The organism is Massilia sp. LC238 (genome assembly GCF_000735635.1).
GTDB classification, from domain to species: domain Bacteria; phylum Pseudomonadota; class Gammaproteobacteria; order Burkholderiales; family Burkholderiaceae_D; genus Telluria; species Telluria varians.
In genome coordinates, this window is sequence record NZ_JNNN01000039.1 from 33,162 (window position 1) to 58,047 (window position 24,886).

At 66.6% G+C, this 24,886-nt stretch carries 19 protein-coding genes; 11 read left to right on the forward strand and 8 right to left on the reverse strand.

Going from position 1 to position 24,886, the window contains the following annotated elements; all coding sequences use genetic code 11:
- Positions 1–23: 23 nt before the first annotated feature.
- Complete coding sequence (locus tag FG94_RS26595; RefSeq protein WP_081925924.1) at positions 24–416, forward strand: response regulator; 393 nt, start codon at positions 24–26, stop codon at positions 414–416.
- Between the two features lie 175 nt (positions 417–591).
- Here the strand turns inward: FG94_RS26595 and lldD are convergent, their stop codons facing one another.
- Positions 592–1,725: an FMN-dependent L-lactate dehydrogenase LldD gene (lldD, locus tag FG94_RS11075; protein WP_036211189.1), complete on the reverse strand. Its 1,134-nt coding sequence runs from the start codon at positions 1,723–1,725 to the stop codon at positions 592–594.
- A 251-nt stretch (positions 1,726–1,976) separates the two neighbouring features.
- Between lldD and FG94_RS11080 the strand changes: the two genes are divergently transcribed.
- From FG94_RS11080 to FG94_RS11100, 5 genes are read left to right on the forward strand one after another with little or no spacing between them, the layout of a single operon-like run.
- Positions 1,977–3,875, forward strand: a complete 1,899-nt coding sequence (locus FG94_RS11080; RefSeq protein ID WP_081925925.1) for a rhamnogalacturonan lyase — start codon at positions 1,977–1,979, stop codon at positions 3,873–3,875.
- 29 nt (positions 3,876–3,904) lie between these two features.
- Positions 3,905–5,125 carry a DUF4861 family protein gene (locus FG94_RS11085; protein WP_036211192.1) on the forward strand — a complete coding sequence of 407 codons (1,221 nt, stop codon included), beginning with the start codon at positions 3,905–3,907 and terminating at the stop codon, positions 5,123–5,125.
- Between the two features lie 2 nt (positions 5,126–5,127).
- Positions 5,128–7,836 (forward strand): hypothetical protein, encoded by a 2,709-nt coding sequence (locus FG94_RS11090; RefSeq protein ID WP_036211195.1) that lies wholly within the window; start codon positions 5,128–5,130, stop codon positions 7,834–7,836.
- 10 nt (positions 7,837–7,846) lie between these two features.
- Positions 7,847–9,157, forward strand: a complete 1,311-nt coding sequence (locus tag FG94_RS11095) for a GDSL-type esterase/lipase family protein (protein WP_036211198.1) — start codon at positions 7,847–7,849, stop codon at positions 9,155–9,157.
- A complete protein-coding gene (locus FG94_RS11100; RefSeq protein ID WP_036211201.1) occupies positions 9,154–10,125 on the forward strand; it encodes a glycoside hydrolase family 43 protein in 972 nt (323 codons plus the stop codon). Before FG94_RS11095 ends, FG94_RS11100 begins: the two co-directional genes overlap by 4 nt.
- A gap of 80 nt (positions 10,126–10,205) precedes the next feature.
- Here the strand turns inward: FG94_RS11100 and FG94_RS11105 are convergent, their stop codons facing one another.
- Genes FG94_RS11105 through FG94_RS11115 form a run of 3 tightly spaced genes read right to left on the reverse strand, consistent with a single transcriptional unit; the run spans position 10,206 to position 13,985 of the window.
- The gene (locus tag FG94_RS11105; RefSeq protein WP_036211204.1) at positions 10,206–11,624 is read right to left on the reverse strand and encodes a glycoside hydrolase family 105 protein; all 1,419 of its coding nucleotides are present in this window, start codon (positions 11,622–11,624) and stop codon (positions 10,206–10,208) included.
- A gap of 16 nt (positions 11,625–11,640) precedes the next feature.
- The gene (locus tag FG94_RS11110) at positions 11,641–12,321 is read right to left on the reverse strand and encodes a DUF6250 domain-containing protein (RefSeq protein ID WP_051996478.1); all 681 of its coding nucleotides are present in this window, start codon (positions 12,319–12,321) and stop codon (positions 11,641–11,643) included.
- Complete coding sequence (locus tag FG94_RS11115) at positions 12,321–13,985, reverse strand: rhamnogalacturonan acetylesterase (RefSeq protein WP_036211207.1); 1,665 nt, start codon at positions 13,983–13,985, stop codon at positions 12,321–12,323. The genes FG94_RS11110 and FG94_RS11115 overlap by 1 nt, the downstream gene beginning before the upstream one ends.
- A gap of 154 nt (positions 13,986–14,139) precedes the next feature.
- Here FG94_RS11115 and FG94_RS11120 point away from each other — a divergent pair, with 154 nt between their 5' ends.
- A complete protein-coding gene (locus FG94_RS11120; RefSeq protein ID WP_036211210.1) occupies positions 14,140–15,486 on the forward strand; it encodes a hypothetical protein in 1,347 nt (448 codons plus the stop codon).
- Here FG94_RS11120 and FG94_RS11125 read toward each other — a convergent pair whose 3' ends face one another.
- On the reverse strand, positions 15,487–16,125 hold the full coding sequence (locus tag FG94_RS11125; RefSeq protein ID WP_051996480.1) for a DUF1080 domain-containing protein: 639 nt from the start codon (positions 16,123–16,125) through the stop codon (positions 15,487–15,489).
- Between the two features lie 37 nt (positions 16,126–16,162).
- Between FG94_RS11125 and FG94_RS11130 the strand changes: the two genes are divergently transcribed.
- Positions 16,163–17,092: an alpha/beta hydrolase gene (locus FG94_RS11130; RefSeq protein WP_229445920.1), complete on the forward strand. Its 930-nt coding sequence runs from the start codon at positions 16,163–16,165 to the stop codon at positions 17,090–17,092.
- Positions 17,093–17,214: 122 nt separating this feature from the next.
- Here FG94_RS11130 and FG94_RS11135 read toward each other — a convergent pair whose 3' ends face one another.
- Genes FG94_RS11135 through FG94_RS11145 form a run of 3 tightly spaced genes read right to left on the reverse strand, consistent with a single transcriptional unit; the run spans position 17,215 to position 21,007 of the window.
- Positions 17,215–17,535 carry an L-rhamnose mutarotase gene (locus FG94_RS11135; RefSeq protein ID WP_036211213.1) on the reverse strand — a complete coding sequence of 107 codons (321 nt, stop codon included), beginning with the start codon at positions 17,533–17,535 and terminating at the stop codon, positions 17,215–17,217.
- 10 nt (positions 17,536–17,545) lie between these two features.
- On the reverse strand, positions 17,546–18,841 hold the full coding sequence (gene rhaI / locus FG94_RS11140) for an L-rhamnose catabolism isomerase (protein ID WP_036211216.1): 1,296 nt from the start codon (positions 18,839–18,841) through the stop codon (positions 17,546–17,548).
- 57 nt (positions 18,842–18,898) lie between these two features.
- A complete protein-coding gene (locus FG94_RS11145; protein ID WP_152570944.1) occupies positions 18,899–21,007 on the reverse strand; it encodes a bifunctional rhamnulose-1-phosphate aldolase/short-chain dehydrogenase in 2,109 nt (702 codons plus the stop codon).
- A gap of 347 nt (positions 21,008–21,354) precedes the next feature.
- Between FG94_RS11145 and FG94_RS11150 the strand changes: the two genes are divergently transcribed.
- The 3 genes from FG94_RS11150 to FG94_RS11160 all read left to right on the forward strand — a co-directional run bounded on the left by FG94_RS11150 (position 21,355) and on the right by FG94_RS11160 (position 24,885).
- Positions 21,355–22,215 (forward strand): DeoR/GlpR family DNA-binding transcription regulator, encoded by an 861-nt coding sequence (locus FG94_RS11150; RefSeq protein ID WP_036211220.1) that lies wholly within the window; start codon positions 21,355–21,357, stop codon positions 22,213–22,215.
- Positions 22,212–23,243 (forward strand): rhamnose ABC transporter substrate-binding protein, encoded by a 1,032-nt coding sequence (gene rhaS, locus FG94_RS11155; protein ID WP_051996484.1) that lies wholly within the window; start codon positions 22,212–22,214, stop codon positions 23,241–23,243. The genes FG94_RS11150 and rhaS overlap by 4 nt, the downstream gene beginning before the upstream one ends.
- A gap of 64 nt (positions 23,244–23,307) precedes the next feature.
- Positions 23,308–24,885 carry a sugar ABC transporter ATP-binding protein gene (locus FG94_RS11160; protein ID WP_051996486.1) on the forward strand — a complete coding sequence of 526 codons (1,578 nt, stop codon included), beginning with the start codon at positions 23,308–23,310 and terminating at the stop codon, positions 24,883–24,885.
- The last annotated feature ends 1 nt before the right edge of the window (position 24,886 follow it).

Below are 24,886 nucleotides of genomic sequence, written 5' to 3' on the forward strand. Positions count from 1 at the left end.
CACTCATAGGCCCGTACGTCGTGATGACTCTGCCACTAGGCCGAGTTCTTGTTGTCGATGACAATGCGGACTTGGCGCAGCTTTTTTCCGCATTGATCTCAACATTAGGTTATGACGTCGAAACTGTTTATTCGGCAACAGATGCACTTGATAAAATCTTAAGCTTTTCCCCGCATGTAATTTTTTCTGATATTGGAATGCCAGGGCTCAGTGGTCATGACCTAGCCCTAGCGATCAGGTCTGGTTCGTGGACTCAACCATTTCTTGTCGCTGTGAGCGGTTGGAATGACGCACGAACCGTTGGCAAGTCCTTAGAGGCCGGATTTGATGTTCACTTGGCTAAGCCGGTCTCATATGATCAGGTATATACCCTGCTCCAGAATCATTTTAATGCTATCGATACTCGGAGAGGATGATAGCCTGACTAGGAAAGTCAGCCCATCAAGTTCGGCTCAACAGTTCCCACGATGAACCACAAGCTGACTTGGATACGCGATGGGTCGATAGCGGACGTAGCTGCCATCGCCACGGCCGATCGCCGCGATGCAAACGCCGCGCATCAATGATCGCGCAGCCCTGCCCCGCTCAACCTCACTTCGCCAGCAAGTGCGGCCCGATCTCGGCTACCTTCTGCACCCCGGTCAGCACCATATTGGTCCGCAAGTCCTTCTCCATGATCGCCAGCAGCCGCTCCACGCCCGCCTGCCCCTGCGTCGCCAGCGCATAGACAAACGCCCGCCCGATCAGCACCCCATCCGCACCCAGCGCCAGCATCCGGAACACGTCGGTCCCGGTACGCACGCCGCCATCGGCGAAGATCGCCAGCTTGCCCTTCACTTCCGCCGCGATTGCCGGCAGCGCCTGGGCCGAGGACGGCGCCCCGTCCAGCTGGCGCCCGCCGTGGTTCGACACGACGATGCCGTCGGCCCCGAAGGCGACCGCATCGCGCGCGTCTTCCGGGTCGAGGATGCCCTTGACGATGAACTTGCCCTTCCACTCGTCGCGAATCCACTGCAGGTCGGGCCAACTGATGCCAGGATCGAAGTTCGCCCCCAGCCAGCCGATGTAGTCGGCCAGCCCGGTCGCGCTGCCGCGGTAGGCCGAAATGTTTCCGAGATCGTGCGGACGCCCGAACACGCCCACGTCGAGGGCCCAGCGCGGATGCGTCATCGCCTGCAGTACACGCCGCAGCGGGCCGTTGGGGCCGCTCATGCCGCTGTGGGCGTCGCGGTAGCGCGCGCCCGGCACCGGCATGTCGACCGTGAACACCAGGTTGGTGGCCCCAAGCTCCCAGGCACGGCGCATCACGTCGCGCATGAAGCCGCGATCCTTCAGGACGTAGAGCTGGAACCAGATCGGATTCGAGGCCTGGGCCGCCACTTCCGCCAGCGGGCATACCGAGACGGTGGACTGGATGAAGGGGATGTTGCGTTTGCAGGCCGCGCGCACCGCCTGCACTTCGCCGCGGCGCGCATACATGCCGGTCAGGCCGACCGGCGCCAGCGCGATCGGCAGGCCGTAATCCTGGCCGAAATACTGCACGCCCAGGTCCAGCTGCTCGGAGCCACGCAGCACGCGCTGGCGCAGCTTCACCGCCTGCAGGTCGTCGACATTGCTGCGCAGCGTCTGCTCGGCGCCGGCGCCGCCATCGAGATAATGGAACAGGAAAGGCGGCAGCCGGCGGCGTGCGGCCTCTCGGAAATCGGTGGCGGACGAGATGATCATGGTCTGGCTGGTAGAGAACGAATCCGCACAGTCTACGCTGGCATGCGCATGAGCGTCCATATCCCGCTCTGCTCAAGCCCTGCTTCGATCAGCGCCTTGAGCGCAAGGGAGCGCTCGCGCTGTATTCACACGGCGCAGGATCCGCTCAAGCGACTGATTAAATGTCCCGCCGCCCCCCCCCGATTGTTGACACTGTCGGCATGGCATCCAATACTCGGATGAGCTACCCTCGACGCCCAACCCCGGACACCATGGCACCCAAGACCTGTAACGACACCAGCAAGCGCAGCATCGCCCTCGGCATGCTGGCCCTTGCCTGCACCGCTTGCGCGACCACGAGCACGGCGCCCGCCCTCACCCAGCTCGCCGGCAAGCAGCTCGAACGACTCGACCGCGGCGTGGTCGCGATCCACACCCAGGACGGCAACTTCGTCAGCTGGCGCCTGCTTGGCCAGGAAGACGCGGCCACCAGCTTCAACCTCTACCGCGACGGCAAGCGCCTCAACGATGCGCCGCTGGCCGCCACCAACTTCGTCGACAAGGGCGCCGCTCCAGGGGCGAGCTACAGCGTGCGGGGCGTGCACGGCAATGCCGAAGCCGGCGAGGACGCCAAGCCGGTCGCCGCCTGGCAGCAGCCTTTCCTGAGCATCCCCCTGCGCAAGCCGCAGGATGGCGTCACGCCGGACGGTGTGGCCTACAGCTACCAGGTGAACGACGGCTCGGCGGCCGACCTCGATGGCGACGGCCGCTACGAACTGCTGGTCAAGTGGCAGCCGACCAATGCTAAGGACAATTCGCACAGCGGCCACACCGGCTCGACCTATATCGACGCCTACCGCCTCGACGGCAGCTTCATGTGGCGCATCGACCTGGGCAGGAACATCCGCGCCGGCGCCCACTACACCACCTTCCTCGCCTACGACTTCGACGGCGACGGCCGCGCCGAGGTGATGATGAAGACCGCCGACGGCAGCGTCGACGGCCAGGGCAAGGTCATCGGCGACGCCAAGGCCGACTACCGCAACAAGAACGGCTTCATCCTGGATGGTCCGGAATTCCTGACCGTGTTCGACGGCCGCAGCGGCGCCGCGCTGGCCACCACCGGCTATACGCCGGCGCGCGGCGGCATTGGTGCGTCCTGGGGCGACAACCGCGGTAACCGGGTCGACCGCTTCCTCGGCGGCGTGGCCTACCTCGACGGCAAGCAGCCGAGCGCGGTGTTCGCGCGCGGCTACTACACGCGCGCCGTGCTGGCGGCCTGGGACTGGCGCGACGGCAAGCTGACGCAGCGCTGGGTATTCGACAGCGACACGCCCGGCAACGGCGAGGCCGCCGGCCAAGGCGCGCACTGGATGGCGGTGGCCGACGCCGACGGTGACGGCCGCGACGACATCGTCTACGGCGCCGCCACCATCGCCAGCAGCGGCAAGCTGATGTACTCGTCGAACCTGTGCCACGGCGATGCCCTCCACGTCACCAAGCACGACCCGAGCCTGCCGGGCCTGCAGGTCTTCATGGTGCACGAATCGCCCAAGTGCTACCGCGGCAACGGCGCCGCCATGCGCGATGCCGCCACCGGCAAGGTCCTGTGGGGCATCCCGAGCACCATCGACGTCGGCCGCGGCATCTGCATGGACATCGACGCGGCCCATCCGGGCAACGAATGCTGGGCCGCGATCGGCGGCATCACCAATCCGGCCGGCGGCCTGTACAACGCCAAGGGCCAGCAGATCTCGGCGGTGCGCCCGCGCGCCTACAACTTCGGCCTCTGGTGGGACGGCGACCTGCTGCGCGAATCGCTCGACGGCACCAGGATCGAGAAGTGGAACCCGCAGGCCCAGCGCCTCGACCTGCTGCTGGACGCCGCGCCGCTGCGCGCCGCGTCCAACAACAGCACCAAGGCCAACCCGGTCATCTCTGCCGACCTGTTCGGCGACTGGCGCGAGGAAGTCGTCTGGCGCAGCAATACGGACGACGCCCTGCTGGTGTTCAGCACCACCGTGCCGACCACGCACCGCCTGCCGACCCTGATGCATGACGCCCAGTACCGGGTGCAGGTGGCGGCCCAGAACGCCGGCTACAACCAGCCGCCCCATCCCAGCTTCTTCCTCGGCGAAGGCATGACCCCGCCGCCGCATTCGTCCAAATAAGTCACCCATCTCGATAAGCGCATTCCGACATGACTACTCGCTTCGCCCTGTCCGCCATCGCCCTTGCAGCCCTGTTCGCCACCGGCGCCAACGCTGCCGAACGCCTCACCGTCACCGTCAGCCACACGCTGGACATCGCCCGCCCGGCCGAGACCATTGCCATCCCCTGGACCAAGGTCAACGAGGCCCTGCCGCAGGCCCTGAACCAGCAACTGGTGGTCAAGGACGCCGCGGGACGCGTGCTGCCCTACCAGGTCACCAATATCGCTCCCACCGGCAAGGACCCGAAGATGATCGGCGCCGGCTACGGCGAGCTGTTGTTCCAGGTCGCGTTCAAGGCCGGCGAGAAGCGCACCACGGTCACCATCGAGAAGGCCGGCGCCACCGTACCGCCCTTCCCGGCCAAGACCTACGCGCGCTTCGTGCAGGAACGCCTCGACGACTTCGCCTGGGAGAACGACAAGCTGGCCCACCGCACCTATGGCCCGGCCCTCGCCGCTCCGGCACCCGTCGGCAGCGACAAGGAGGTGCTGGTCACGAGCGGCATGGACATCTGGTTCAAGCGCGTGCCCTACCCCATCGTCGACCGCTGGTACAACATCGGCCACGATCACTACCACGTCGACGAAGGCGAAGGCATCGACATGTACAACGTCGGCCCGACCCGCGGCGCGGGCGGCACCGGCATCTGGGACGGTCAAAAGCTGTTTGTCGGCACCAACTACAAGACCTGGAAGATCCTGGCCAACGGCCCGGTACGCACCGTGTTCGAGCTGCACTACGACGGCTGGGATGCCCAGGGCACCAAGGTCTCGGAAGTCAAGCGCTTCACCGTCGACGCCGGCCGCTACTTCGACCGCATCGACAGCACCTTCACTTTCACGGGCCCGGCCAGCCTGAACGCGGCCGTGGGCCTGAACAAGCGCCCGAGCGACAAGGGCCAGGAAGTCAAGGTCGACTTCAGCGAGAACAAGAAGGACGGCAGCCTGGTGCAATGGGTCACCCAGCGCAGCTTCGGCGACTTCGGCGTCGCGGTGATCGTGCCGAGCGCCTCCGGCTTTGCCGCCGACGAACGCAACGGCCTGGTGATCGCGCCGGTCAGCTCCGGCCAACCGCTGAGCTACCACGTGGGCGCCGCCTGGACCCGCGGCAGCCCCTTCGCCACCCAGGCCGACTGGCAGCGCCACGTGGCAGAGGAGGCGGCGCGCCTGCGTGCGCCGGTTGCAATCACCCTCGCCAAAGGGAATTGAGCATGGCCCCGCTGTCCCGCCGGAGCTTCTTCAAGACCGGCGCACTGGCCGCCGCGCTGCCCTTCGGCATGCGCGCGGTCGACGCCGTCGCCGCACCCACCGCGCCGTCCTCCCCGACCATCGCAGACCTGTCCTGGCTGGAAGGCGCGCCCTCGCTCATGACCGGCACCACCTTCGGCGTGCCCTGGCCACGCGGCGCCCTGCGCAAGGACCAGGCCTTTGCCCTGTCCAGCCCTGGCGGCGAACTGGCCTGCCAGAGCTGGCCGCTCGCCTACTGGCCGGATGGTTCCCTGAAATGGACCGCCCACGCCCTGCCCGCGCAGGGCGCGATGCCGGGACGCCTGCAGCTCAAGCCCGGCAAGGCGCGCCTGCCCGCCCAGGCGCTGGCCGTCAAGGAATCTCCGGACACCATCATGATCGACACCGGCGTCATCGAATGCGTCGTGCCGCGCCAGGGCGCCGACATCATCCGCAGCATCCGGCGCGGCAAGACCGAGATCGCGCGCGCCGGCAAGCTGGTGGCGCTGAGCGACGACCAGCCGGACGGCAGCACGCGCCAGACTGCCTACGAAAGCCAGCTCGCCAAGGTCACGCTCGAGCAGCGCGGCCCGGTGCGCAGCGTGGTCAAACTCGAAGGCATGCACCGCGACCTCAAGAGCAGCCGCGCCTGGCTGCCCTTCACCGTGCGCCTGTACCTCTACGCCGGCGCCGAGTCGGTGCGCATCATGCACACCTTCGTCTTCGACGGCGACGAGCAGAAAGACTTCGTGCGCGGGATCGGCCTGCGCTTCGACGTGCCGCTGACGGACGAAGAGCACAACCGCCACGTGCGCTTCGGCGGCGAATTGCAGGATAACAGCGGCGGCCTGTGGGCCGAAGGCGTGCGCAATCTCACCGGCCTGCGGCGCGACCCGGGCGAAGCGGTGCGCAAGGCCCAGCTGGCGGGCCAGGGCGTGGCAGTCTCCGAGATCGCCGAGCGCGTGCGCAAGAACATGCAGTACGTGCCGGCCTGGGGCGACTACAGCCTGTCGCAACTGTCCGCCGACAGCTTCCGGATCCGCAAGCGCACCAAGGCCGGCCATGGCTGGATCGACGCGGCCTGGGGCCGGCGTGCGCCGGGCCTGGGCTACATCGGCGGCGCCTCCGGCGGCGTCGCCTTCGGCATGCGCGACTTCTGGCAGCGCCACCCGACCCAGCTCGACATCCGTAATGCCCATACCGACGCGGCCCAGGTCACGCTCTGGATGTGGTCGCCCGACGCGCCGGCCATGGACCTGCGCTTCTACCACGACGGCATGGGCATGGACACCCACGCCGAAGAACTGCAGGCCCTCGACATCACCTACGAGGACTACGAAAAAGGCTTCGGCACCCCGGTCGGCGTCGCGCGCAGCAGCGAGCTGACCCTGTGGGCCCTTGGCGCGACGCCGGCGCGCGAGCGCCTGGTGCAGATGGCGGCCCATGTCCAGACGCCGCCACAGCTGGTGGCGGCGCCCGCCCACATTCTCGCCACCCGCGTGTTCGGCAACATGTGGTCCCTGCCCGACCGCTCCACGCCCGCAAAGGCGAATATCGAGGACCGGCTGGATGCCCACTTCGATTTCTACCGCAACGAAGTCGAGCAGCGCCGCTGGTATGGCTTCTGGGACCACGGCGACTTCCGCCATACCTACGATCTTGACCGCCACGAGTGGCGCTACGACGTCGGCGGCTATGCCTGGGCCAACTCGGAACTCTCGCCCGACCTGTGGCTGTGGTATTCCTTCCTGCGTACCGGCCGCGCCGACATCTTCCGCATCGGCGAAGCCATGGTGCGCCACACCAGCGACGTCGATACCTATCACCTGGGCCGCTTCGCCGGACTGGGCACGCGCCACAACGTCCAGCACTGGGGCTGCAGCGCCAAGCAGGTACGCATCAGCACCGCCGTCTACCGCCGCATGTACTATTTCCTGACGGCCGACGAACGCATCGGCGACGTCATGCGCGAGACGCTCGACGCCGACCAGCGCCTGGAGGCGGTCGACCCGGTGCGCAAACTCCCGAACCAGCCGCCCAAGGGACAGTTCCCGGTGCGGGCGAGCTTCGGCACCGACTGGGCCTCGCTGGTGGCCAACTGGCTCACCGAATGGGAACGCAGCGGCAGCACGAAGTACCGCGACCGCATCCTGACCGGCATGCGCGACATCGCCGCCATGCCGCATGGCTTCTTCAATGCCGAGCGCATGGGCTACGAGCTGGAAACCGGGCGCCTGCACAATATGATCGGCACCGATGTCAAGGCTTCGCACCTGAACGCGGTGTTCGGCGCCATCGAGATCTTCGACGAACTGATCAACCTCACCGGCGACAAGGCTTTCGAGAAGGCCTGGATCGAGTACTGCGAACTGTACAACGCGCCCGCCGAGGAACAGCGCCGCAGGCTGGGCAAGACCCATGGCGGCACCGACGCCATCTACCAGGGCAACTCGCGCATGACGGCCTACGCGGCCTGGAAGCGCAAGGATCCCGAGCTGGCGCGGCGCGCCTGGAAAGAATTCGCCGGCGCCAACCGGCCGTATCCGCCCTTCGCGCCGCGGCGCGTGGCCGGTCCGGCCGTGCTCAAGCCGGTGAACGAGGTGCCATGGGTGACCACCAACGAGACCGCCCAGTGGGGCCTGGCCGCGATCCAGAACCTGGCACTGGTGGGCGACGCCCTGCCGGCGTCTTGAAAGGACGAACATGCGATTGACCATCCTTGGCGCCGCCATCGGCGCCCTCCTGCTGGCGGGCTGCGCTTCCCAGCCCCGGGCGGACCAGGCGAAGCGCTTCGCCTTCGGGAGCGCGGCCCCGGCCGGCTACACCCCGGTAAGCACCAGCACCACCTACGACGCCGGCCGCGGTTACGGCTTCGAGCCGGGCGCGGCCCAGGGCAGCTATTTTTCGGTCGACCTCCCGGAAGGGAGTTACCGCGTGACGGTCACCCTGGGCGATGACACCCAGCCGTCTACCACCACCATCAAGTCCGAACTGCGCCGCCTGGCGCTCGAGAACGTGCAGGCCGCACCCGGCCAGAAGCTCGAGCGCAGCTTCATCGTGAACGTGCGCACTCCGCAGATCCCTGCGGCGAACGGCGTTGCGCCGGGCGAAGTCAAGCTCAACGTCCCGCGCGAGACCGTCAGCGAAGCCTGGGCCTGGGACCAGCGCCTGACCCTGGAATTCAACGGCGCCCGCCCGGCGGTGCGGACCGTGGAGATCACGCCGGTACAGGTGCCGACCCTGTTCCTGCTGGGCGACTCCACCGTCAGCGACCAGCCGGGCGAGCCTTACAACAGCTGGGGCCAGATGCTGCCGCGCTTCTTGAAGCCCTCGGTGGCGGTGGCCAACTATGCGCAGTCGGGCGAGACCTACCGCGATTCGCTGTCCAAGCGCCGCCTCGACAAGATCCTGAGCCAGATGAAGCCGGGCGACACGCTCCTGATGCAGTACGGGCACAACGACCAGAAGCAGATCGCCTCCGGCAAGGGCGGCCCCTTCACCACCTACAAGGCCGAGATCAAGACCCACGTCGAGATGGTGCGCGCCCGGGGCGGGCTGCCGGTCATCGTCTCGTCGATGGAACGGCGCCGCTTCGACCCGGCGGGGAAAATCCAGCTCACCCTGACCGACTACGCCGAAGCGGCGCGCCAGTCGGCTCGGGAACTGAACGTGCCCTTCATCGACCTGCATGCGATGAGCCAGACCATGTATGCAGCGCTCGGCGTCGAGGGCTCGAAGGCCGCTTTCGCCCTGCCCGCACCGGACCGCCTCGACAATACCCACCACAACAACTACGGCAGCTACGTGCTGGCCAAGGCCATCGTGCTCGGCATGCGCCAGGCGAAACTGCCGGTGGCCAGCCACGTGGTCGACGATTTCGCCTTCGACCCGGCCCGTCCCGACCCGGTCAGCGCCTTCGCCGTGCCGCCCAGCCCGGGCCGCAAGGCCGAGCGACCGGCCGGCGACGAGAGCAACCGCGAGGTGCGCGTCTCCAGCACCGGGAGTGCCCGATGAAGCGCCGCGCCGCCCTCGGCGCGATCGCCGGCGCCGCCCTGCTGGCCGGCTGCGCGCCGCTGCTGCGCAGCGGGGAAAAGCAGGCCTACCTGTTCGCCTACTTCATCGGCAACGGCGCCGACGGCCTGCACCTGGCCGCCAGTACTGATGGCTACCAGTGGGAAGCCTTGCACGGCGGCGCCAGCTTCCTCACGCCCACCGTGGGCGGCGCGAAACTGATGCGCGACCCGAGCCTGGTGCGCGGGCCGGACGGCCTGTACCACATGGTCTGGACCAGCGGCTGGAACGACCGCGGCATCGGCTACGCCTCCTCGCCCGACCTGCTGAACTGGTCACCCCAGCGCGAGATCCCGGTGATGGGCCACGAGCCGACCGCGTTGAACGCCTGGGCGCCCGAGCTCTTCTACGACGCGAAACAGGGCCACTACCTGATCCTGTGGTCGTCCACGGTCCCGGGGCGCTTCCCGGAAACCGAGGGCAAGAGCGAGGAAAAGTACAACCACCGCATCTATGCCACCACGACGGAGGATTTCGTCAGCTTCACGCCGACGCGCCTGTATTACGACCCGGGCTTCTCGGTGATCGACGCCACGCTGGCGCACGCTTTCGGCAAGGATTGGCTGCTGGTGAAGGACGAGACCCGTTATCCGCCGATGAAGCACCTGCGGGTGGCGCAGGCGTCCAGCTTCGAGGGACCGTTCGGTGCGCTGGGTGCGCCGATCACGCCGTCCGGGCTGTGGAGCGAGGGGCCGAGCGTGCTGCAGGTGGGCGACGAGGTGATCGTGTACTACGACGCCTATACGGCCGGGTACTACGGCGCACTGCGCACGCGCGACATGGTGAACTGGGAGGACGTGACGGCGAAGCTGCGCTTCCCGGGCGCCGGCACCAAGCAGCGGGTGCGGCATGGGACGGCATTCGCGGTGCCGGCCAGCTTGGTTGACAGGATCAGGGCCGCGAAACCATAAACGACACGGGGGGTGACCGGCAACGCCGATCACCCCCCGAGTTTTTCAGCAGGCCGGGTCGGACCCGGCCATCACATCGGTCAGCGCGCGCCCTGGAACATCAGGCCGCTGTCATTCAAGCCGAACTTGTACTTCTTGTTCATCTCGATGATCTCGGCGCCGGCCAGCAGCGTCGGGCCGTAGCCGTGCGCCGCCTTCACGCTGGTCGGACGATAGGCGTAGAAGGCCGGGTCGAAGGCCATGCCGGTACCCACGCAGATGCCCTCGATCTGGCCGGCGGTCGTGACCTTGCTGGCCACCGCGTTCCAGGCCAGGTTCGCCATCGGACCGTACATCTGCGCATCGACGTAGCCGCGGTTGACCGCGCGTGCGATGGCGTAGGTGTAGATCGCGGTGGCCGAGGTCTCCTGGTAGGTGTCGTTGCGGTCGATCAGCTGGTGCCAGAAGCCTTCCTTGGTCTGGTAGCCGGCCAGGCCCTTGATGTGGGCGCGCAGCTGCGCCAGCACCTGGTTGTAGCCCTTGTGGTCCTTCGGCAGCACTTCCAGCACCTCGACCATGGCCATCACCGCCCAGCCGTTGGCGCGCGCCCAGCGCAGCTCCGGATGGTCGCGCATGCCTTCGACGTAGCCGTGCATGTAGATGCCCAGCTTCGGGTTGAACATGCGCTTCGAGAACTGCAGCACCTGGTTGACGGCGTCGTCGTAGTGCTTGCGGTTGCCCGTGACCTTGCCCAGGTAGGCCATGGTCGGCACGCCCATGAACATGTCGTCCAGCCAGATCGTGTCCGGCAGCGGACGCATCTTGCGGCCGCCCTTGCCGTCCGGTCCGCCGCGCGCCAGGATGCCGTCCTTCAGGCGGTACTCGTGCTTGGTGACGAAGTCGCCGCAGATGCCGACCATCTGGCTGTAGTCGACCTTCGAACCGCCCACCTGGGCTTTCAGGAAGCTGTGGCACAGGGCGCCGGCGTCGTCCAGCGCGTGCGGGTTCAGGAAGCTCTTGATCGGCGCCATCGAGTTGGCGCGGTCGGCCTGCACCACCGGCAGGTAGGTCCTGGTCAGCTGCGACAGCAGCGCGTGGCGCTTCTGGGTGTAGTCGGTATAGCGCTGGTCGCCGGTGGCCTGGCCGGCGGCCAGCATGCCCAGGTAGGTGACGCCCCATTCGTAGCTGGTCAGGCGGAAGTCGCCCGGCCTCAAGACAGCGTCCGGCTCGGCCTTGCTCAGGTCGGTGATCGGCGAATTGTCGCCCTTGTGGATCAGCTCAGCCGGCGTCGTGCGGTCCAGGTAGGCGAACACGCGGTCGAGCACGGCCTTGACCTCGCCCGCTTCCATCGGCTGGTAGCGGGTCGGGTACTTGACGTCCAGGGCGTGCAGCATCGCATCGGCCGCGGCCGGGCCTTTTTCCTGGGCCGCCGGCGCGTCCTGGGCAATGGCGCTCATGGCCGGGAACAGGCTCGCAACGAGCAGGCCGATCAGTGCACGGCGCGGCATGGGGGTGGTCATCTTGGGTGTCTCCTTTTTATTTCAGCTGGTGAATCGTCAGGTTATCGATGGTGTGGCGCGACCAGGTGGTGCGAAATCCCATGTAGCCCTGGGTGAACGGGTGAGGGTCGCGATAGGAAAATACTTCGCGGCCGTCGAGCAGCATCCGGGTGCAGCCGCGGTAGACCGCGATCTCGACCCGGTAGTCGCGGTTGGGCTGGAGCATCCAGTCCGCGCCGAGGCGCTCGGCGACCATCACGCGCTGGCCGCCGGCGTAGCGGCGCAGGCGGGTGGTCTCGTTGTGGTTGCCGCCGACGCCGGCATAATACATGTCGAGGTCGTCGTAGTCCTCGAACTTGCCCGAGCGGGTGAACAGGTTCTTGTTGGCCGGGTCGCGCGCCATCCAGAAGTGGTTCAGGTCGGACAGGCGGTCGTTCGGGCCGCCCGCCATTACGACGCGGCGCGTGTAGGCGATCAGGATGTCGCCGGATAGCGGCTTGTCGAGCCAGACGGTGGCGCCCGAGTCGACATCGATGACCAGGCGGCCGTCGCGGTTGCCGATGAAGTTGACCGGCTTGCGCACATATTCGCTGACGTAGCCCTCCAGCGAACCGTCAAAATTGTCCTGATGGAGCAAAGCGCCCTTCTCGCCCCAACTCTCACAGGCCGCCTGCGCGCTGCCCGCGGCGAGCAGCAAGGTCGCGAACAATGCCTTCATCACTGGATGCCCGTTGCCTTGTCGGAGAAATACTGACGCAGCGGATTGCCCGGCAGCGCCTTCAGGCCGGCGACGACGCGCTGCGCGTTAAATTCGGCGCCGGCGGCATTGGTGTGGGTGCGCGCGTCCGAAAAGAAGGTGTCGACGCGCTCGGCGCCGATCTTGTGGTAGCCGTCGGTGACCAGCATGGTCAGGTCCATGAAGTGCGCGCCGCCTGCCTGGGCAACCTGGCGGCCCCAATCGGCGAAGTTGGTGAAATCGCGCTCCTGCTGCCACTTGTCGCGGTGCGGGATGGGCGAGGCGATGACGACGGTCACGCCCTTCGCTTTCGCGTCCGCGATGTACCTGGCGGTGTACCAGCCGAAGCTGTGCACCTGCTCCTTAATCCCGTCTGGACGGGTATCCTCGACCGTCTCCGGGCCGATGCCGGGCGCCGAGGCGCGGTTCTTGTTGGCCGGGTCGCCAATGCGGCCGCCGTCGTTGTGGCCGAACTGGATGACCACCATGTCGCCCTGCTTCATCTGGCCGAGCACGCGGTCCCAGCGCCCTTCGGTGAAGAAGGTGCGGCTGCTGCGCCCACCGATGGCGGCGTTGACCACATTGATCTTCCGGGTATCGAAGTACTGGGCGATGCGCTCGCCCCAGCCGATGGCGCCGTTCTGGCCGCCGCTCTTCACGGTGGAGTCACCCACCAGGAACAGGGTCGGCAACTTGGCATCCAGCGGCGCTTCTTCGCGCACGGTGCGCGCGTCGACCACCGGGCGCACGTCTTCGACCGGCTTGAGGAAGCTCGCCGTGCGCGGATCGCCCAGCGCCTTCAGGCCGCCGACGACCAGCTGGGCATTGAGCGCCGCGCCGGCCCAGTTGGTGTGGATGCGCTCGTCCGGCACGGTGGTCGGGAACATCTTCATCACGCCCTCGCGGCCCATCTCGTCGTAGCGGCGCGCCGCCAGCTCGTTCAGGTCGATGAAGCCGACCTTTTCCATGCGGGCGACCTGCTCGGCCCAGCCGGCGTAGTCGCCCTTGTTGCGGCGGACCTTGCCGGCATCCGGTCCTTCTTCCACCCAGGCCTTGCGCGGAATGAGCGACACCACCACCGGCGTGGCGCCCCTGGCGCGGATTTCGGCGATGTATTTGCGCAGGTAGCCGCCGTAGCTGTACACGGTTTCGCGCTTGCCGGTCAGGATGTTGTCGATCTCCTGGGACTCGCTGCCGATGCCGCGGATGCTGCCGCGGGCGCGCTTGTCGTCGTTGATCGCCGAGGCGTCGTTGTGGCCGAACTGCATGAGGACGATGTCGCCCGGCTTCACGAAGGCCAGCGTGCGCTCCCAGTGGCCCGAGGTGACGTAGGTGCGGCTGGACAGGCCGCCGACCGCGCGGTTCACCACGTTGACCTTGGCCGGATCAAAGTAGGCGGCGAGCGGATTGCCCCATCCCCACTGCCCCTCCGCGCCCTTGCCCTGGCCGTCGTCATGGCCGTTGCGCACGGTGGAATCGCCGATCAGGATGATCGAAGGCAGCGCAGGGTTGGCCGGCTCGGGCAGCTTGACCTGGGCGCGCGCCGGGTCGGTATTGACGGCCGGTGCCGGGGTCTGCGCTTGTGCGATTCCACAGGCCAGCAATAGGATCGCGCCGGCGCGAATCAAGGCGTCTAGGTATGACATCGACGGGTCTCCATGTGTTATAGCTTTCCCTTGATTCTATGCGCCACCGCTCAACCCGGCAGTAAAGACGCAGAAAGAATCACCAGAATGATTAGATCTGAGCAACTCCTGCTGGGAGAATGAGCGGACAACATCACAATATGGAGACCCCACCATGCCATCCCGCTTAGCCACCCTCCTCTGCCTTTCCGCCGCGCTCACGCTGAGCCTCGACGCGTCCGCCCAGATCGGCAAGCGCTTCCCGTCCGAGCGCAAAGTCGTCAAGGACCCGGTGACCGGCACCATGCTCACCTTCCTGACCAGCAAGCCGCACGGCGACTCGAAGATCTACCCGACCCACCCGCAATGGACCTCGGACGGCAAGTGGCTGGTGTTCCGATCGCGCCTGGCCGGCAGCGAAGCGGTGGCCGTAAACGAGGCCACCGGCGACCTGGTGCAGGTGACCGAGGGCGGCTACACCGGCATGCTCAATCTCGCGCAGAAGTCGATGAAGCTGTACTACATGCGCAAGGCGCCGGACAACGACAAGATCCTGCAGATCGTCGAGACCGACCTGGCGCGCGTCTTCGCCGACAGCGCCGCCGGCCGCATGCAGCCGGCCAGCAGCTACCAGCGCGTGACCGCCAACCTGCCGCCGGAACTGGAAGCCGGCGGCGACCTCGCCCTGGACGCGGACGAGGAATGGGTCTACTTCAAGGTCGGTCCGGGCCAGGCCGCCAAGCACCTGGCGCCCGGCACCAAGATCGAGCCGGCCTTCGGCCCGCGCAAGATGGGTGCCGGCCCGCAGGGCATCGCGCGCCTGAACGTCAAGACCGGCGAAGTCAAGCACGTGGTCTCGGTGCCCTTCCAGGTCGGCCACATCCAGGCCAACCTGTACAACCCGGGCGAGATCGTGTTCTGCTGGGAGACCGGCGGCAAGTCGCCGCAGCGCACCTGGACCGTGATGGCGGACGGCAGCGGCCTGCGCCCGCTGTACCCGGAGGCTTCTTACGAATGGGTGACGCACGAGGCGGTGATCTCGAAGGATGAAGTGGCGATGGCGATCATGGGCCACCGTCCGATTCCGGGCGCGGCCAAGGCCGTGGAAGGTCCCGCCACCGACGTCGGCGGCGCCAACCCGGGCCAGGACGACGGCTGGGGCCAGACCGGCACCCGCGAGAAGCCAACCGGCCTGGCGATCGTCAATTTGCGGACCCGGCAGATGCAAATCGTTGGACAGACCCCTTCCGGCAGTGGCCTGTGGCACGTGCACGGTTCCAGCGACGGCCGCTTCGCCGTCGGCGACGACTTCAGCCGCAGCGTCTACCTGATCGACCGCAAGACCCGCGAGATGATGATGCTCACCACCGGCCACAAGACCACCGCGGCCGACCACCCGCACCCGACCTTCAGCGCGGACGGCACCAAGATCCAGATCCAGTCGGCCATGCTGTCGGAAGACGGCCGCTCGATGAACATCGTCGTGGTGCCCGTTCCCGACGCCTGGCTGAAGCGAAAGTGATCAGTCGATCGGCGTGATCGTGATGTTGCGCAGCTCGTAGGGCACGCCCTCGAGCTGGAAGCCGATCCGGCCGGCTGCCGGCTTCACCGCACTGACGCGGTTCTGCGGCACGCCGTTGACGCTCACCTCGATCACGCCATCGCGCGCCAGGATGTCGGCGCTGTTCCATTCGCCCACCAACCGTTCGCTGTCCGGTCCCGTATGCCCCTTGATGGCCGGGTAGGCGCCCGGCGCCGTCGTGAGCGGCTCAGCGAAGCCGGCGCCGGCCATCGGCAGGATGTCGCCGGCGAATCCGTGCTTGGTCTGCACTTGCAGGCTGAGCGGCCAGGCGCCATCTTTCGGGCCGGACGCCACGTGCAGCAGCACGCCGGCGTTGCCAGGTTTACCCGGCCAGCGCCATTCGACGTGCATGCGGTAGTTGACATAGCTGGCGCGAGTGGCGATGTAGCCGGCCGGCTTGCCGCTCACCTTGACGACGCCATCGGCGCCGCGTGACCAGACGGTCGACGGGTCGATGCCCGGGGCGCTCACCAGCTCCAGCTCACCCGCATTGTCGAAGGGACGCACGCCCTGGCTGGCACAGCCGGCCAGCAGGGCGACGGATGCAAAGATACTGCAAAGTTCAGTTAGCTTTACCATAAGAGGATATTCCATGAATGAAAACAGGAGACGCACGATGACGCAGCTGGCTGCCGGCCTCGCGCTCACGACGTTTGGAGCCTTGCCCGCCGCGGACGCCGCCACGTCGGCGGGACCGCTGGTGCTGCCCTTGTGGCCCGAAGGCGTGCCCGACGCCAAACCGGAGCTCGGGCCCAACAAGGTGGACGAGGATGGCCGCACCACCAACATCACCGAGCCGAGCTTGACCGTCTACCCGGCGGCGGTGGACCGGCCGAACGGCACCGCCGTGATCATCTGCCCTGGCGGCGGCTACGTGCGCCAGTCGACCCGGCGCGAGGGCGAGCAGTACGCGCATTGGCTCGGCACCCTGGGCATCGCCAGCTTTGTCCTGACCTACCGCCAGCAGGAATTCGGCCACCCGGCGCCGCTGCGCGACGTGCTGCGCGCGGTGCGCCTGGTGCGCTCGCAGGCGGCGCGCTTCAAGGTGCAGCCGGACCGCATCGGCGTGATGGGCAGCTCGGCCGGCGGGCACCTGGCGGCCACCGCCGGCACCCTGTACGAGCATCCGCTCGGGCGCACCGGTGCGGAGCTCGACAAACTGAGCGCGCGGCCCGACTTCCTGATGCTGATGTACCCGGTGATCGCAATGGAAGGCCCCGCGATGCACGCCGGCTCGCGCAAGGCGCTGCTGGGGGCTTCGCCGTCCGCGGCGGACCTGGCCTTGATGTCGCCCGAGCGCCAGGTGACGCCGCAGACGCCTCCCACGCTGCTGATCCACACCCAGGCCGACCAGGCGGTGCCGGTTGAGAACAGCATCCTGTTGTACCAGGCGCTCACGCGCCACAAGGTGCCGGCGGAGATGTACTTGTTCGAGCAGGGGTCGCACGGGATGGGGATGCGGGATGGGCTGGGGACGGCGTCGAGCTGGCCGCGGCGGGCGGAGGAATGGTTGAAGATGCGTGGGTTGCTCGACAAGGCCAGATAAACGTAGGGTGGGCGGGTCTCCCGCCCACGCGTTCAAATCACCGTGCTGCAGCCTGCGCGGCTATTCTTCAACTGGTTGAACGCGTGGGCGGCAAAGCCGCCCACGCTACGGTATAGAAGCAATCAGGCCAGGTGAAACACCTGCTTCAACGGCCACTCCTTCGGCCGGTTCCCCGGCTCGACTTCCATCAAGTCCGCCATGTAATCCCACCAGCGCTTCATCACCGGATGTTCCGGCAGCGGCCCGAGTTGGTGCCCCGGATGCAGCTTCATGACCGCGAACAGGTCCAGCGTCTCTTCGTCCAGGAAGATCGAATAATCGTGGATCCCTGCCCCCTTCAGCAGCGCGGCCAGGTCCGGCCAGATCTCGTCGTGGCGGCGGCGATATTCTTCCTCGTTGCCCGGCTTGAGTTTCATCCGGAATGCGCGCGTCGTGGTGCTCATGTCTTCAGGATCAGACGATGCCGCTGCTGCTTGCGCCGGCCTTGGCCGGACGGGCGCTGGCGACGCGGTCGCGGTAGCCGCTGGCGCGGTAGGCCGCCACCGGGTCGGCGGCGCCACCGGCGCGCACGCGCGCCATGGCCAGGATCGGGCCGACGTCGGTGCGGAAGGCGCGCTTCAGGCACTGGGCGGCCTGCAGCACGTCGTTCTGCTCCTGCAGCGAAGCCAGTTCGGCGCGGTCGACCAGGGCCGACTGCACGAAGGAACGCTGCACTTCGACGGCGCTGCTCATCAGGCTTTCGATCGGATCGGTCACGTTGTGCGACTGGTCCAGCATGTAGGCCGGCTTGAAGCCCGGACCTTCGCGCAGAGCGGCGTCGGCCAGCTCGTTAAAGACCAGGAACAGCTGGAACGGATTGATCGAGCCCGAATCCAGGTCGTCGTCGCCGTACTTGCTGTCGTTGAAGTGGAAGCCGCCGAGCTTGCCGAACTGCGCCAGGCGCGCCACGATCATCTCGATGTTGGTGTTCGGTGCGTGGTGGCCCAGGTCGACCAGGCACTTGGCCTTCGGGCCCAGGGTGGTGGCGCAGGCGAAACTCGTGCCCCAGTCGGCGATGGTGGTGGCGTAGAAGGCCGGTTCGAACAGCTTGTGCTCGATGAAGATGTTCCAGTCCTCGGGCAGCGCGGCGTAGATCTCGCGCATGCTGTCCAGGTAGCGTTCCAGCGCGCCGCGCAGGTTGCTCTGGCCCGGGAAGTTGGCGCCGTCGCCGACCCAGACGGTCAGCGCCTTGGAACCGAGCGCCTGGCCCAGCTCGATGCATTCGATGTTGTGGGCCACTGCCTGGGCGCGTGCCTGGGCGTTGTTGGCGGTCAGGCTGCCGTATTTATAGGTGTGTTCCTGGCCGAGCTGGTCCTGGAAGGTGTTCGAGTTGACGGCGTCGAAGCCCAGGCCCAGTTCTTCGGCGACGCCGCGCAGTTCGGACGCGTCGCTCGGCTTGTCCCACGGGAAGTGCAGCGACACGGCCGGGGTGGCGCGGGTCAGCTGGTTGATCACGCCGCAGTCTTCCAGCTTCTCGACCACGTTGCGCGGCTCGCCGCGGCCCGGGAAGCGCGCGAAGCGCGTACCGCCGGTGCCTGCGCCCCAGCTCGGGACCGCCACTTCGAAGGTCTGGGCCAGTGCGGTCAGTTTGTCGATGTCCAGGCCGCGGCGCGACAGCACGCCGCCCAGGGCGTCGTAGTCAGCCTGCAGATTGGCTTCCAGTTTGGCGTTCTGGTCTTGCACCAGGCCGGCGTCGATCAGGTGTTTCATGCGTGTCTCCTTCATGCTGCGCTAGCGAACGATATGCCCGCTGCGCAGCCTTCTATTTTAGCGGGTGAATGCCCCGGCGTTGCCGGCGTCGACGTTCAGGATGTTGCCGGTGCTCTTGCCCGACTTGTCGCTGGCGAAGAAGTAGACGGCTTCGGCGATATCTTCCGGCAGCACGCTCAGTTTCAGCATGGAGCGCTTGCGGTAGAACTCTTCGATGTCGTCGGTGCCGATCTTGTTCGATGCGGCGCGCTCTTCCTTCCACTTGCCGTCCCAGATGCGCGAGCCCTTGATGACCGCGTCCGGGTTGACGACGTTGACGCGGATGCCGTGCTCGGCACCTTCCAGCGCGACGCAGCGCGCCAGGTGCAGTTCGGCCGCCTTGGCGGTGCAGTAGGCCGATGCGCCGGCCGACGCCACCAAGCCGTTCTTGCTGCCCACGAAGACCATGCTGCCGCCCAGCTTCTGCTGCTTCATCATCTGGAAGGCGCTGCGGCTGACCAGGAAGTAGCCGGTCACCAGGATGTCCTGGTTACGCTTCCAGATATCGAGCGTGGTTTCGTCCAGCGGCGCCGCCGAAGCGATGCCGGCGTTCGACACCAGCAGGTCGACGCCACCGAAACGCAGGGCGGTGTCGGCCAGCACCTGGGCGACGTCTTCCTCGCTGGTGATGTTGCCGCGCACGACAGCGACGTTGTCCTTGCCTGCCACCTTGCTCAGGTCCTGCTGGGCAGCGGCCAGGGCTTCGCTGTCGATGTCGGTCACCATCACGCAGGCGCCTTCCTGCAGCAGCTGGCGGGCGACCGCCTGGCCGATGCCGCCGGCGCCGCCGGTCACCAGGGCGATGCGGCCGGCCAGGCTCTTCGGCTTGGGCATGCGCTGCAGCTTGGCTTCTTCCAACAGCCAGTACTCGATGTCGAAGGCTTCCTGTTCCGGCAGGCCGACGTAGCTGTCGACGCCGTTCGCGCCGCGCATCACGTTGATCGCATTGACGTAGAACTCGCCGGCGATACGCGCGGTTGCCTTGTCCTTGGCGAAGGAGAGCATGCCGACGCCCGGGATCAGGTAGATGATCGGGTTGGCATCGCGGATCTTCGGGCTGTTGGAACGCTTGCAGCGCTCGTAGTAGGCGGTGTAATCGGCGCGGTAGTCGCTCAGTGCCTGGTCCAGGCCGGCGACCAGGCGATCGAAGTCCGGCGCTGCCGGGTCGAAGTCCAGCACCATCGGGCGGATCTTGGTGCGCAGGAAGTGGTCAGGGCAGGAGGTGCCGAGGGCCGCCAGCGGCGCCAGGTCCTGCGAGTTGACGAATTCCAGCACGGCGTCGCTGTCGTCGAAGTGGCCAAGCTTGTACTCGTCCTGGCTGATCTTGCCGCGCAGGAGGGGCATCAGGCGGGCTGCCAGGGCGGCGCGCTCGTTCGAGGGGAGTGCCTGCTTGGCCTGGCCGCCGAACACCGGCTGCTGGATGTTCGCAGCCAGCCAATCTTCGGCGCGCTTGATGATCGCCAGCGTCGTTTCGTAGCACGACTTCGAGGTGTCGCCCCAGGTGAACAGGCCGTGGCCTTCCAGGATGATGCCCTTCAGTTGCGGGTTCTCTTGCGACACCTGTTCCAGCTTCAGGCCCAGGTCGTAGCCCGGACGCTGCCACGGCAGCCAGCCCAGCTCACCTTCGAAGATCTTGGCGGTGAGTTCCTTGCTGTTCTTGCAGGCGGCGATCGCGATGCACGAATCCGGGTGCATGTGGTCGACGTGCTTGTGGGCGATGTACGCGTGCAGCGGGGTGTCGATGCTGGCCGCGCGCGGGTTCAGGTTGAAGGTGCAGTGCGGCAGGTAGCCGACCATCTCGTCTTCGTGCTCCAGGCCGCGGTAGCGCCCTTTCAGGGCCTGCAGCTTGTCCATGTACAGGGTCGAGAAGCCGTCCATCTTGATCGAACCCAGGTCACCGCCCGAGCCCTTCACCCACAGCACCTCGACCTGCTCGCCCGAGAGCGGGTCGGTCATGGTGACCTTGGCCGAGGTATTACCGCCGCCGAAATTGGTAATGCGCAGGTCCGAACCCAGCAGGTTCGAACGGTACAGCAACAGCTCCGGCTCGCTCATGTTCGCGGCCACACCGTCGTCCCAGCGCGAAGTGATTGCTTCGCGTTGTTTCGTTTCGCTCATTGCGCCCATCAAGATATTCTCCAAGTTGATTGTTTTGTCATCGTCCGAGCGGACGATGCGTCTCTCTTCCAATGTCCTGCAACCGCCACGTTCGCGGCATCGACAGACAGTAGAAAGCAGCCGGGCAAGGGGTGTCAACGCAGAAATAATCAACTTGCTGACCAAGTCCCAATCAATCATCGACTTGAGCGAATTGCGCGTTTGTGCGTTGCAGCGAAGGAAAATAATCAGGCCCTTGATCATTTGGTGATTGACGTTACGGCAGTGCTTGATTAATACTTTTGATACACACCGCGATTCCAGCAGGAACGACGGACATGCCGCATTAAAAACAGACGGCTTTCGGAGGAGACAACATGGTGAATCACAAACGCCGCAAGCGTTTGCTGAAGCTGCTTGCCGAGCATCAGACGGCGACGGTCCAGCAGCTTGTCGAATGGCTCAACGCATCCCCCGCGACGGTCCGTCGCGACATCAGCTGGCTGGCTGGCCGCAACCTGCTCACCCGCACCCGCGGCGGCGCCGAGAACCTGCTGCCGAAGACGCGCCAGTTCTCGCTGACCAGCGAGACCTTCCAGAACAACATCCAGTGCTTCGCCGCGCGCAAGCGTGCCATCGCCCGCCATGCGGCCGGCATGTGCACCGACGGCGAAACGATCATCATCAACGGTGGCACGACCACCTTCATGATGGCCGAGTTCCTGACCGAGAAGCACCTGAAGATCCTCACGAATTCCTTCCTGATGGCCGAGCGCCTTCTGGTCTCGAGCGAGAACGAGATCATCGTGCCGGGCGGCCGCGTGTACCGCGAGCAGAACGTCATCCTCTCGCCTTTCGATAACGACATCACCCAGCACCACTACGCCACCAAGATGTTCATGAGCGTGTACGGCCTGTCGCTGCTGGGCCTGATGGAAGCCGACCCGCTGCTGATCCAGGCCGAGAAGCGCCTGATCAGCCAGGCCGAGGAACTGGTGGTGCTGGCCGACAGCTCCAAGTTCGCGCGCAAGGCCGGCCTGATCCTGTGCGGCCTGGACCGCGTGTCCACCGTCATCACCGATACCAATGCCTCCGACAAGGCCGTGCAGCTGCTCGAGCAGTACGGCGTGAAGGTGGTCACCGTCGAACCCGACGGCGATCCAATCGCCCAAAACGCCCCGCGCTACAGCGCGCCCTATGACTTGCAGTCCGCTGCCCTGATGGAGCTTTCCCATTGAAGATCAAGCCGTTCAAACACTTCCTGCTCGCGGCGGCCGCCGTCGGCATCCTCGCCGGCCTGGCCGGCTGCGGTGAAAAGAAGGCCGATCCGGCAGCGCCGCAACAGACCAGGATCGCGATGGTCGTGAAAAGCCTGGGCAACGGCTTCTTCGACGCCGCCCACACCGGCGCCAAGGAAGCGGCCAGCCAGATCGGCGGCGTCGAGGTGATCTACACCGGCCCCACCACGCCCAGCGCCGAAGGCCAGATCGAGATCATCAATTCCCTGATCAGCCAGAAGGTCGACGCCATCGTGGTCTCGGCCAACGATCCGAACGCCCTGGTCCCGATCACCAAGAAGGCGATGCAGCGCGGGATCAAGGTGATCTCCTTCGACAGCGGCCTGGCCCCCGGCGGTCGCCAGATGCAGCTGAACCCGTCGAATCCGGAGATGATCGGCGAGAAGCAGATCCAGATGGCGGCCAAGGAAATGAACGGCAAGGGCGAGCTGGCGATCCTGTCGGCCTCGGCCCAGGCGACCAACCAGAACCTCTGGATCGGCGTCATGAAGAAGGTGCTGGAAAAGCCCGAATACAAGGACCTGAAGCTGGTGGCCACCGTCTACGGCGACGACCAGTCCGACAAGAGCTACCGCGAAGCCATCGGCCTGCTGCGCAGCCATCCGAACCTGAAGGCGATCATCGCCCCGACCACGGTCGGCATCGTCGCCGCCAGCAAGGCGGTCGCCGACGAAGGCCTGGTGGGCAAGGTGTTCGTCACCGGCCTGGGCCTGCCGTCCGAGATGGCAGGCCACGTCAAGAGCGGCGCGGTGCGCGAATTCGCGATCTGGAACCCGATCGACCTCGGCTACGCCGCCACCTATGCCGCCCACCAGTTCGTGACCGGCAAGGCCAAGGCGGAGGACGGCGCCAGCGTCTCGGTCGGCCGCCTCGGCAACGTGACCCTGGATGCCAACGGCGAAGCAGCCCTCGGCCCGCCGTTCACCTACAACGCCGAGAACGTCGAGCAGTTCGCCAAGCTGTTCTGACCGGCCCCGCCGCCGCGCGCGATGTCTTTTCCGCGCGGCGCCTTTTACCTTTAGCGACACCCGTATGCCAGTGACCCAACTTGCAAGCCCTCCCCTACCCGGCGCGAACGCAGCATCCGCGAATCTTGCCGAAGCACCGGTCCTCCAGCTGAGCGGCATCACCAAGCGCTTCAACGGCGTCCACGCGCTCAATGGCGTGCGCCTGTCCATCCGCCCGGGCGAAGTCATGGCCCTGATCGGCGAGAACGGCGCCGGCAAGTCGACCCTGGTCAAGACCCTGACCGGCATCCACCGCCCCGACGCCGGCAGCATCCTGCTCGACGGGAAGGAAGTCGCCTTCGGCAGCCCGCAGGAGGCGATGGCGGCCGGGATCACCGCGGTGCACCAGGAGACGGTCATGTTCGACGAACTGACCGTCGCCGAGAACATCTACGTGGGCCGTCATCCGACCCGCGGCCCCACCAGGCGCATCGACTGGAAGAACATCGAAGACGAGGCCGAGCGCCTGTTCGCGCGCCTGGAAGTCGCCCTGCCGGTGCGCGCCCGCGTGCGCGACCTGTCGGTGGCCCAGCGCCACTTCGTGGAGATCGCGCGCGCCCTGTCGCAGGATGCGCGCGTGGTGATCATGGACGAGCCGACCGCCGCCCTGTCGCAGCGCGAGATCCGCGAGCTGTACCGCATCATCGACCAGCTGAAGGCCGCCGGCACCGCCGTCATCTTCATCTCGCACAAGTTCGACGAGATCTTCGAGGTGGCCGACTGCTACACCGTGCTGCGCGACGGCCAGTTCGTGGCCGAAGGGCGCCTGGCCGACATCGGCGAGCCGGAACTGGTGGCCCTGATGGTGGGCCGCGCCGTGCACCACGCCTACCCGAAGGCCCAGGTCGAGATCGGCGCGCCGCTGCTGGAAGTGCGCGACCTGTGCCACCCGACCGAATTCCAGAACGTCAGCTTCACTTTGCGCCGCGGCGAGATCCTGGGTTTTTACGGCCTGGTGGGCGCCGGCCGCTCGGAAGTGATGCAGGCCCTGTTCGGCCTCACCAGCAATGTGCGCGGCAGCGTGCACCTGGAAGGCAGGGACGCGAGCTTCGGCGCCCCGCGCGACGCCATCGCCGCCGGCCTGGCCTACGTGCCGGAAGACCGCCAGCAGCACGGCGCGCACCTGAGCCAGCCGATCGCCCACAACATCACCCTGCCGATCCTGTCGCGCTTCGGCTTCTTCACCCGCGCCCGTGCGGAGGCGCAAGTGGCGCGCCGCTTCGCCGAACAGCTCGAACTGAAGGCCCACCACCTGCAGCAGAACGTCGCCGAACTCTCGGGCGGCAACCAGCAGAAGGTGGTGCTCGGCAAGTGGCTGGCCACCGATCCGAAAGTCATCATCCTGGATGAGCCGACCAAGGGCATCGACATCGGCTCCAAGGCCGCGGTGCACCGCTTCATCAGCGAACTGGTGGAGCGCGGCCTGTCCGTGATCCTGGTGTCCTCCGAACTGCCCGAAGTGCTGGGCCTGGCCGACCGCGTGGTCGTGATGCGCCAGGGCCGCGTGGTGCGCGAGTTCGCGCGCCAGGACGCCACGCCCGAAACCGTGGTCGCGGCCGCATCCGGCGTCGAGCTCAATGCCGCAAACGAGGTGGCAGCATGAA

Coding starts and splice junctions, on each gene's coding strand:
- lldD (WP_036211189.1), bottom strand. CDS start 1,725: ATGATCATCTCGTCCGCCACCGATTTCCGAGAGGCCGCACGCCGCCGG.
- FG94_RS11110 (WP_051996478.1), bottom strand. CDS start 12,321: ATGAAGGCATTGTTCGCGACCTTGCTGCTCGCCGCGGGCAGCGCGCAG.
- FG94_RS11085 (WP_036211192.1), top strand. CDS start 3,905: ATGACTACTCGCTTCGCCCTGTCCGCCATCGCCCTTGCAGCCCTGTTC.
- FG94_RS11100 (WP_036211201.1), top strand. CDS start 9,154: ATGAAGCGCCGCGCCGCCCTCGGCGCGATCGCCGGCGCCGCCCTGCTG.
- FG94_RS11145 (WP_152570944.1), bottom strand. CDS start 21,007: ATGGGCGCAATGAGCGAAACGAAACAACGCGAAGCAATCACTTCGCGC.
- FG94_RS11135 (WP_036211213.1), bottom strand. CDS start 17,535: ATGAGCACCACGACGCGCGCATTCCGGATGAAACTCAAGCCGGGCAAC.
- FG94_RS11115 (WP_036211207.1), bottom strand. CDS start 13,985: ATGTCATACCTAGACGCCTTGATTCGCGCCGGCGCGATCCTATTGCTG.
- FG94_RS11150 (WP_036211220.1), top strand. CDS start 21,355: ATGGTGAATCACAAACGCCGCAAGCGTTTGCTGAAGCTGCTTGCCGAG.
- FG94_RS11130 (WP_229445920.1), top strand. CDS start 16,163: ATGACGCAGCTGGCTGCCGGCCTCGCGCTCACGACGTTTGGAGCCTTG.
- rhaI (WP_036211216.1), bottom strand. CDS start 18,841: ATGAAACACCTGATCGACGCCGGCCTGGTGCAAGACCAGAACGCCAAA.
- FG94_RS11160 (WP_051996486.1), top strand. CDS start 23,308: ATGCCAGTGACCCAACTTGCAAGCCCTCCCCTACCCGGCGCGAACGCA.
- FG94_RS11095 (WP_036211198.1), top strand. CDS start 7,847: ATGCGATTGACCATCCTTGGCGCCGCCATCGGCGCCCTCCTGCTGGCG.
- FG94_RS11120 (WP_036211210.1), top strand. CDS start 14,140: ATGCCATCCCGCTTAGCCACCCTCCTCTGCCTTTCCGCCGCGCTCACG.
- FG94_RS11090 (WP_036211195.1), top strand. CDS start 5,128: ATGGCCCCGCTGTCCCGCCGGAGCTTCTTCAAGACCGGCGCACTGGCC.
- FG94_RS26595 (WP_081925924.1), top strand. CDS start 24: ATGACTCTGCCACTAGGCCGAGTTCTTGTTGTCGATGACAATGCGGAC.
- FG94_RS11105 (WP_036211204.1), bottom strand. CDS start 11,624: ATGACCACCCCCATGCCGCGCCGTGCACTGATCGGCCTGCTCGTTGCG.
- FG94_RS11080 (WP_081925925.1), top strand. CDS start 1,977: ATGGCACCCAAGACCTGTAACGACACCAGCAAGCGCAGCATCGCCCTC.
- FG94_RS11125 (WP_051996480.1), bottom strand. CDS start 16,125: ATGGTAAAGCTAACTGAACTTTGCAGTATCTTTGCATCCGTCGCCCTG.